The following is an 8,369-nucleotide window of genomic DNA, read 5'->3' as shown; positions in this document are numbered from 1 at the left end:
TTATCATTCATCGACAAGTTATTCGTCGGCTGCGAAACTTTTTGCGGATTATAATTTGGATTACGAGTTTGTTTTCTTTCATTAAAATCGTTTTCCTCAAAAGAATATTGTTTAACAGGTCGCTCGCGTATTATATCTCTTGCCGGAATATTTATTACGCCGTCAATCCCGTTTTTATATCCTCTTCTTCCATATTTTCTCGTCCAATCGGATATTGCCTGTTCATTTCCGCCCTCAATAGAATTAAAATCTCTACGAAGTTGTTCCACGTCTTCTTTGTAAATTTTTTCTTTTTCCTGCATAGATAACTTGTTCCAATCTTCCGCTTCATTTGCAAATTCACCGTTGAAATTTTTCATTTTTATCTCCTCTACCAAATTTTATTATAATCATTAGACCAAAAATACTTTTTTAAGTTTCCTCAAATATATTTTTTCTGTTTTATTCATAAATTCTTTTATTGGATGTTTGAAATATTAATAAGATACAAATAATATAATTGTCTGAACCCTAAATAGCCTTGTAGAGTTAGGTTATTGATGGGTTAGTCACAGGTGTAAATTTCCAAAAATTTCTTATAGAAGATAAAATATTTAGGTTTGAAATTATAGAAAAAACTTACATTTTATAAAAGCGAATCGGAGTGAGAGGATTTGAACCTCCGACCCCCACGTCCCGAACGTGGTGCGCTACCAGACTGCGCTACACTCCGAATATTATTTTTGAGTTTATTACTTTTCGTCCGGTTTCCACCCGTATTGTCCGACAAGAGGAACAAAAGTCACTTTGCCGAATTTTTTGAACGCCATAGTCCCGTCGCTCCGTTTGGTATAGAGAGTAAGACTCTGCTCTTCTTTACTGCCTGTAGGGATTATAAGCTTACCGTCAGGCGCAAGTTGTTCAAACAGCGGACCGGGTAGAGAAGGAGCGCCCGCCGTGACAATAATTCTGTCAAAAAGTCCCTGACCCGTCCAACCAAGCGTCCCGTCGCCGAGCCGATATGAAATATTTGTTATTTTTAAATCCGTATGTCGTCTTTTTGCTTTTTCTAAAAGGTTGCTGAAGCGTTCCACGGTAAAAAGACGTCTTGTAAAATGAGACAAAATAGCCGACTGATAACCGGAACCGGTTCCGATTTCCAAAACTTTTAGTCCGTCCGATATTTCCAAAACACTTGTCATCAGAGCGACTACGGACGGCTGCGATATTGTTTGTCCGTTTCCTATAGGCAAGGTAATGTCATCATAAGCTCTTCCCGCTAAAGCGTCTTCAACGAAAAGGTGTCTAGGGACGTTCGCTATCGCTTCAAGAATATGTTTATCGGTAATTCCTTTTTGTATAAGTTGGGCTAAAAGTTTTTTCATTGATATGTCGGGCGCCATCGTACTATTCATATATTACCTCTTATCTCTTTTAATTTCTTTAATAGTAACCAACATTGCTCTCACCCACCGAAAAGTGTCGATAAAATGCGAAATATGGCTCGTTTGGGCGTTGTAAAGAGTTCTTATAGGAACATTATCTACAACAAAACCGTTACTTTTTAGCCGTAAAATACATTCAGATTCCATTTCAAAACGAAAAAATTTACATTTTATTGAAAAAAAAGCGGGCAGTCTGTACGCACGGTATCCGCATTGACTGTCCAAAATTTTTTGTTTTGTGATAAACGAAATAAAAGCGGACGTCGCCCAATTAGAAAAAATCCGCATTAATGGCATCGTTTTTACAGAACGTTTTCTTGCTCCCAGTATTATCGCCGTTTTTTCGTCTGCAGTCCTTATTTTTTCAAGAAACACGTCTAAATCGTCAGGAGAATGCTGCCCGTCGGCATCCATTGTTATCACCCATCGCACGTCTTTGGACATCTGTCTAAATCCGCTTAAAATAGCCGCGCCTTTTCCGCGATTTTTTTCATGAATAACGGTTTTAATTCCAAAATCATTGCATAATTTTTCGCTGTCGTCAAAAATCCCGTCAATAACTACAACAATATTTTCTTTCGGCGCTTTTTTTTGCAGAGACGGAATAGTTTTCAGTAATTCATTTTCCGCTTTATACGCCGGAATGAGTATTTTTATCGATTCGTTGAAATTATACACAAAAACTCCAGTTTATTTTACGCAACAAAATACTTTTTTTATACGTAGAAACATAGTTTTTTCGTAATTTTTATGCTTTGATATATTCGTTATTCGTAAAAATAGTATATTTGTTTTCATTAAGATATGTTTAAAGGAGAACGGATGGGATGGTTTAACCACAAAGAAAAAAAATTAAAAAATGAAAATATTTGGATAAAATGTTCCGCATGCAATAAACCGGTGTTAAAGGACGAATTTGAGAAAAACGATAAAGTTTGTCCAAAATGTGAATTTCACGAGCGTCTGAACGCTCAAGAAAGAATTGACTTGTTATTCGACAAAGATACGTTTTTGCAGGAAGATTCTTCCGTTTCACCCAATGATCCTTTAAAATTCGTCGATGCGAAATCGTCTTACGTCGATAGAATTTCTTCGGCAAAAAACATTACCGGATTAAACGAATCCGTGATAACCGGCGCTGGAAAAATAAACGGGATTGAAGTTGCCGCCGCAATTATGGATTTTAGATTTTTAGGCGGGAGTTTGGGAAGCGGAACAGGTGAAAAAATCTACAGAATCGCTATGAAAGCGTTAAATTCAAAAATTCCTTTGCTTATAGTTTCGGCTTCCGGCGGCGCAAGGATGCAGGAGGGAATCTTTTCGCTTATGCAAATGGCAAAAACCTGCGCGGCTATTTCTATGCTTAACGAAAAAAATATACCTTATATTTCGATTTTAACCGATCCGACTACGGGCGGCGTCTCGGCTTCGTTTGCGATGGTCGGCGACATAAATATCGCAGAAAAAGGGGCGTTGATTGCGTTTGCGGGACGAAGAGTCATCGAAAACACCATAAAACAAAAACTTCCGGACGAATTTCAAACAGCGGAATATTTATTGGAACACGGATTTGTCGATAAAGTCGTATCCCGCAGTGAAATGAAAAAAACAATTTCCGGTATTTTGTCTTTTTATAACCGACAGACGGCGGGAGGCGGCAAATGACCGAAAAAACAGTCAAAACTAAAAACACTTCTTGGGAGGCGACTATAGTTGCAAGAAATCCTAACAGACCATATTTTTCAGACTATGCAAAGGGCGTTTTCACGGATTTTGTCGAACTTCACGGCGACAGAAGATTTTCCGACGACAAGGCGATTTGCGGCGGCTTTGCAAGATTGGACGGCAAGCCGATTATGCTTATCGGGCATAATAAAGGAGGAATCGACGTACATCAAAAAGCCGAACACAGATTCGGGATGGCTCTTCCAGACGGATACAGAAAAGCGCTTCGCCTTATGGAATTGGCGCAAAAATTCAACATTCCGATAATTACGCTTATCGACACTTCGGGGGCGTATCCTGGAATTGAAGGAGAGGAACGCGGGCAAGCGGAAGCGATTGCAAGAAATTTGGTCGAAATGACAAAATTGCAAGTACCGGTTTTATGTGTTGTCGTAGGCGAAGGCGGAAGCGGCGGCGCTCTTGGGATCGGGGTAGGCGACTGCGTCATGATGCTTGAAAACGCTGTTTATTCGGTTATTTCTCCGGAAGGCTGCGCCGGAATTTTATGGCGGGACGGCGCAAAAGCGGAATTTGCCGCAAACGCGTTAAAGATAACGGCAAACGATTTGTTGAGTTTTGGAATTATAGACAGAATAATAGAAGAGCCAAAAAACGGCGCGCATAGTAACCACGCACAGACGTTTGAAAACGTGAAAAAAGCGTTAATTGAAGAAATTGAAAAACTCGAAAAACCCACACCTCAAAAAAGAGCGCTGGCGCGGATTGAGAAATTCTCTAAAATGGGTGTTTATAGCGAAGAGAAGATTATAGAAAGGATTTAAAATGACAGATGAAGACTGGAAAAAGTATCTTTTAGAACTGCCTCCGGGAGAAAAGCAAAGAGGAATTGAAGAATATATGAACGATTCGAATAAGAATGTTAATAAGATTGATATTTTGAGCGGTATTTTGGGTGTAGAGAAAACAAATAAAAGCGTCAATAGTTTTGATTTTGGAAAATGGCTTAACGAGAGCGATAAAAAACCGGATATAAATCCTATAAAAGAACCAAAAAGCGATATAAGAAAAGTAAGCGATGTGGAAAATAAAAACCGTGAAATATCTTTATACGGCGATAAATTATCTCCGAAATTTCATGAGCGGATAATTGACGAAATAGATAATCGTCTTGGAATCAAAACAGATAAAAAACTTGTAGAATATGGGCAGAATGTAATCGATAAAATGAACAGGAGAAATATAAATTTACGCGATGCTATTTTTCACAACAACGTAGATTTAAATCTTGAGCGGATAAAGAAGCCTAAAAATAATATAGAAAGGGTAGTAGATAAAGGAAAAAACATATATGATAATTTACCCGTAAAACCAAAAAATTTCAAAGTGTCAAAAGATGGATTTAATGCTGAAATTAAAGGCAATATTCCATCATTTAGAAAGCCGCCGCCTAATGACAATAAACGTTAAAAGAGGAATGAATATCAACATTCCGAATTTTAACACTGTGTCTAATAAAATGCTTGGTTTTAACAAGATAAAAATAGTGCCACAAAATACTTGAAAAAATGTAAAATTATCAGGGTCGTTTAAAAAATCATCATAAATAGACATGGCTATAATCACATAAAAAATAAATGTTTCAACTATAATCGCAATAGCAAACGCAACGAGTTCTGATTTAGTTTCTTTTTTCATGTCTTGTTTCTTTCATTTGGAAAATCGTCGCCTGACGACAATAAACGTTAAAAGAGGGAAAATCATAGTTGTTCCTGTTTTAAACAGAGTGTCCAATAAAACGTTTGGTTTTAATAAAACAAGAACAGCCACATGAAGTGTATCAAGTATCGCAAGTCCAGGGTTATTATTATACAAAATTATAGACGTAATTAAATAAGCAGTAATTATCCAAACTACGACAGCAAAGGCAAATGCGATTAGTTCTGAATTTGGTTTTTCTTTCATAACAGGCTCCTTTGAGAGTTGTAAAATATGTTATGGATAATAATGAAAGTAGGAAATTTAGTTATTAAATCAAAAAAAAGGAGTGTAATATGAGTAAAATTAAATGTCAAACTGAATACACAACAGAATACAAAAGAGCATATAACAAATTGATAAAATGAGAGAGTTTTTAAAAAACAGTAATAATTTGTTAGTTTATTTTTGTTTAATTATAGTAATTTAGTTAAGTTTTAGAAAGACCTTAAAACAAGCCTAATAATTTAAAGAAAGGATTTAAAATGACTGACGAAGAATGGAAAAAGTATCTTTTAGAACTGCCTCCGGAAGAAAAGCAAAGAGGAATTGAAGAATATATGAACCAAAAAGCGATATAAGAAAAGTAAGCGATGTAGAAAATAAAAATCGTGAAATATCTTTATGCGCCGATAAATTACCTTCAAAATATCATGAGCGGATAATTGACGAAATAGATAATCGTCTTGGAATCAAAACAGATAAAAAACTTGTAGAATATGGGCAAGACGTTATCAATAAAATGAACAGGAGAAATATAAATTTACGCGATGCTATTTTTCACAACAACGTAGATTTAAATCTTGAGCGGATAAAGAAGCCTAAAAGTGAGATAGAAAGAGTAGTGGATAAATGGAAAAACAAGTATGATAAGTTATACATAAAACCAACGGATTTTTCTGTATCAAAAGATGGTTTTAATGCTGAAATTAAAGGTAATATTCCTTCATTTAGAAAGCTGCCGTCTAATGACGATAAACGTTAAAAGTGGAACGAATATCAACGTTCCGAATTTTAATAGAGTGTCTAACAAAATGCTCGGTTTTAACAGAATAAAAAAAGTGCCACAGAATACAGAAAAAAAAGTGAAATTGTCATGGTCATTTAAAGAATCATAATAAATAGACATAGCTATGATAGTATAAAAAATAAGTGTTTCAACTACAATAGCAACAAAAAAGGCAATGAGTTCTGATTTAGTTTCTTTTTTCATGTCTTGTTTCTTTCATTTGGAAAGCCGCCGTCTAATGACGATAAACGTTAAAAGTGGGACAAGCATCAAAGTTCCAAATTTTAATAAAGTGTCTAATAAAACATTTGGTTTTAATAGAACAAAAAAGGTGCTATAGAATGCTTGAAAAAATGTAATATTATCAGGGCCATTTGAAAAATCGTCATAAATACAAATTGCTGTAAGCACATACATAATAAGTGTCCCAATTATAATAGCAACAATAAAGGCAATGAGTTCTGATTTAGTTTCTTTTTTCATTATTTAATTTCCTTATCCTCTTGATTCAAGATAAATTAAGCATAAAAAATAACGGTCTGTTTTTATGTTTAAAAATCAAGTAATTCCACGTCAAACACAAGCCAGGAATTTGGAGGAATGATTCCGCCAGCGCCGCGCGCTCCGTACGCCAAATCGGGTGGAAGGATAATAGTTCTTTTTTCACCTTTTTTCATACTCAAAAAAGCAAAATCCCAACCGGCGATAACCTGTCCCGTTCCGACATTGAATTTGAAAGCGCCTCTTTTTAGCGATGAGTCAAACACGCTTCCGTCAAGAAATCTTCCGGTGTAATGGGACAAAACATCCTTTCCTTTTTCAGGAGTTTCATCTCCTTCGCCTTCTTTTTTCACGACATAGTAATAACCTTCTTTCGCTTCAATCATGTTAGGATATTTGTTTTTAATTTCAGACATCATTTTTTTATTTGATTCGGCGTTTCTCTGTTTTTCCATGTCTCCATAATTATTCAAAAGCGCTTCAAAATGTTCCTGGTTTGCAATGAACTTCTGCGCTTTCTCGCCTATGCGCAAAATTGTAATGGAATCAATCATATCGTTCGGTTTAATTGAATTTACAACGTCCATTCCTTCAATAACTTTGCCGAAAACGGTATGTTTTCCGTCCAAATGCGGCTGTGGCGAATGCGTAATAAAAAATTGACTTCCGTTGGTTGCGGGACCGGCATTTGCCATAGATAAAATTCCTGCGCTCGAATGCTTCAAATCTGCGTTTATTTCATCGGGAAACATATATCCCGGTCCGCCACGCCCCGTTCCGGTCGGATCGCCGCCCTGAATCATAAAATTCTCTATAACCCTGTGAAAAATTACCCCGTTATAGAAAGGATCGCCTTTTTCTTTCGCGACATTCTGAATTTTCCCTTCCGCAAGCCCCACAAAATTGGCGGCCGTAAGCGGAGTTTTTTCAAATTCCAGCCGTAATTTAATATCGCCTTTGCTTGTGTGCATCACCGCATATAAACCGTCTTTCATAGTAATCTCCTTTTCGTTTTGCGCCTGATTATTCGCCTTTGCTAATACCGGAATAAGTAGAACTGCAAAAGCCGAAAAAATACCGACAAATCTCATATATCTCTCCAAATAGAAAAAAATCTGCAGAAAAATACAATATTGACGAGTAAACAAACAAGAAACGGCGTTAAAAAAATAATTTGTATAAATTTTCAATTTTAATTTAAGTTGTTAAAATTCATTTTCTTTTTGGCAGCCAAACTTTCAGACTCGCCTATATTGCTTCGGCGCAAAAAGTATTTTACAAGCCGAATTTTATTTCAACGAAAAAATAATACGAAATAAGAGGAAATATGAACGAAATTCGTGTTAGATTTGCGCCTTCGCCGACCGGATACTTGCATGTAGGCGGGGCAAGAACCGCCTTATTCAATTGGTTTTTCGCCAAAAAAACCGGCGGGAAATTTCTTTTGAGAATTGAAGACACAGACCGTTCGCGATACAACGAAAACGCTCTCAATGAAATTTTTACCTCGCTGAACTGGCTCGGATTGAACTGGGACGAAGGTCCAAACGCAGGCGGCGAATGCGGTCCATACTTTCAGTCGCAGAGATTGGATTTATACGACAAATATGCCGGCGAATTACTAGAAAAAGGGCTTGCTTACCGCTGTTTTTGCTCGGAAGAACGTTTGTCGCAGTTGCGGCAAGAGCAGGAAAATGCAGGAACAGGCGTTTTTGGATACGATAAAAAATGCAGAAATTTGTCAAAATCCCAGTCCGACGAGCGAGCGAAATCCGAAAAATTTGTGATTCGTTTAGCGATTCCACAAAATCGCACAATTTCGTTTGTTGACGCAGTTCGCGGTGAAATTTCGTTTGATACGAATACGCAGGACGATTTCGTTTTGCTTAAAACCGACAAATTTCCGACATATCATTTGGCTAACGTTGTCGATGACAAACTTATGAAAATCACAAACGTTTTGCGCGGCGACGAATGGATAACTTCTACTCCAA

General features: G+C 36.8%; 12 protein-coding genes and 1 tRNA gene. 5 read left to right on the top strand and 8 right to left on the bottom strand.

Annotated features, from left to right (window positions below):
- The 4 genes from LBH98_00725 to LBH98_00710 all read right to left on the bottom strand — a co-directional run.
- A partial coding sequence (locus LBH98_00725; GenBank protein MDR0303287.1) for a hypothetical protein occupies nucleotides 1-359 on the bottom strand: 359 nt, incomplete at its 3' end.
- Between the two features lie 279 nt (nucleotides 360-638).
- A tRNA-Pro gene (locus tag LBH98_00720) sits at nucleotides 639-712 on the bottom strand.
- Between the two features lie 19 nt (nucleotides 713-731).
- A complete protein-coding gene (locus tag LBH98_00715; protein MDR0303286.1) occupies nucleotides 732-1,394 on the bottom strand; it encodes a protein-L-isoaspartate(D-aspartate) O-methyltransferase in 663 nt (220 codons plus the stop codon).
- A 3-nt stretch (nucleotides 1,395-1,397) separates the two neighbouring features.
- Complete coding sequence (locus tag LBH98_00710) at nucleotides 1,398-2,102, bottom strand: glycosyltransferase family 2 protein (GenBank protein MDR0303285.1); 705 nt, start codon at nucleotides 2,100-2,102, stop codon at nucleotides 1,398-1,400.
- 144 nt (nucleotides 2,103-2,246) lie between these two features.
- Between LBH98_00710 and accD the strand changes: the two genes are divergently transcribed.
- From accD to LBH98_00695, 3 genes are read left to right on the top strand one after another with little or no spacing between them, the layout of a single operon-like run.
- On the top strand, nucleotides 2,247-3,089 hold the full coding sequence (accD, locus tag LBH98_00705) for an acetyl-CoA carboxylase, carboxyltransferase subunit beta (GenBank protein MDR0303284.1): 843 nt from the start codon (nucleotides 2,247-2,249) through the stop codon (nucleotides 3,087-3,089).
- Entirely contained in the window at nucleotides 3,086-3,931 is an 846-nt protein-coding gene (locus LBH98_00700; protein MDR0303283.1) for an acetyl-CoA carboxylase carboxyltransferase subunit alpha, read from the top strand. Before accD ends, LBH98_00700 begins: the two co-directional genes overlap by 4 nt.
- A gap of 1 nt (nucleotide 3,932) precedes the next feature.
- The gene (locus tag LBH98_00695; GenBank protein ID MDR0303282.1) at nucleotides 3,933-4,577 is read left to right on the top strand and encodes a hypothetical protein; all 645 of its coding nucleotides are present in this window, start codon (nucleotides 3,933-3,935) and stop codon (nucleotides 4,575-4,577) included.
- Here LBH98_00695 and LBH98_00690 read toward each other — a convergent pair.
- Nucleotides 4,539-4,805, bottom strand: a complete 267-nt coding sequence (locus tag LBH98_00690) for a hypothetical protein (GenBank protein MDR0303281.1) — start codon at nucleotides 4,803-4,805, stop codon at nucleotides 4,539-4,541. The two genes, LBH98_00695 and LBH98_00690, sit on opposite strands and share 39 nt — an antisense overlap.
- A 12-nt stretch (nucleotides 4,806-4,817) precedes the next feature.
- On the bottom strand, nucleotides 4,818-5,072 hold the full coding sequence (locus LBH98_00685; GenBank protein MDR0303280.1) for a hypothetical protein: 255 nt from the start codon (nucleotides 5,070-5,072) through the stop codon (nucleotides 4,818-4,820).
- A 535-nt stretch (nucleotides 5,073-5,607) separates the two neighbouring features.
- On the opposite strand from LBH98_00685, the gene LBH98_00680 reads away from it, so the two are divergent.
- Nucleotides 5,608-5,850: a hypothetical protein gene (locus tag LBH98_00680; protein MDR0303279.1), complete on the top strand. Its 243-nt coding sequence runs from the start codon at nucleotides 5,608-5,610 to the stop codon at nucleotides 5,848-5,850.
- 240 nt (nucleotides 5,851-6,090) lie between these two features.
- Here the strand turns inward: LBH98_00680 and LBH98_00675 are convergent, their stop codons facing one another.
- Both LBH98_00675 and LBH98_00670 read right to left on the bottom strand, forming a co-directional pair.
- Nucleotides 6,091-6,357, bottom strand: coding sequence for a hypothetical protein (locus LBH98_00675; GenBank protein MDR0303278.1), 267 nt, complete (start codon nucleotides 6,355-6,357; stop codon nucleotides 6,091-6,093).
- A gap of 68 nt (nucleotides 6,358-6,425) precedes the next feature.
- Entirely contained in the window at nucleotides 6,426-7,466 is a 1,041-nt protein-coding gene (locus LBH98_00670) for a peptidylprolyl isomerase (GenBank protein MDR0303277.1), read from the bottom strand.
- 236 nt (nucleotides 7,467-7,702) lie between these two features.
- Between LBH98_00670 and gltX the strand changes: the two genes are divergently transcribed.
- Nucleotides 7,703-8,369: glutamate--tRNA ligase (gene gltX, locus LBH98_00665; GenBank protein ID MDR0303276.1), on the top strand; the 667-nt coding region annotated here is incomplete at its 3' end.

Source organism: Chitinispirillales bacterium (assembly GCA_031254455.1).
Taxonomy (GTDB): Bacteria; Fibrobacterota; Chitinivibrionia; order Chitinivibrionales; family Chitinivibrionaceae; genus WRFX01.
The sequence above is the reverse complement of the archived record's forward strand: the minus strand, read 5'-3'. Positions and strand labels throughout refer to the sequence as shown.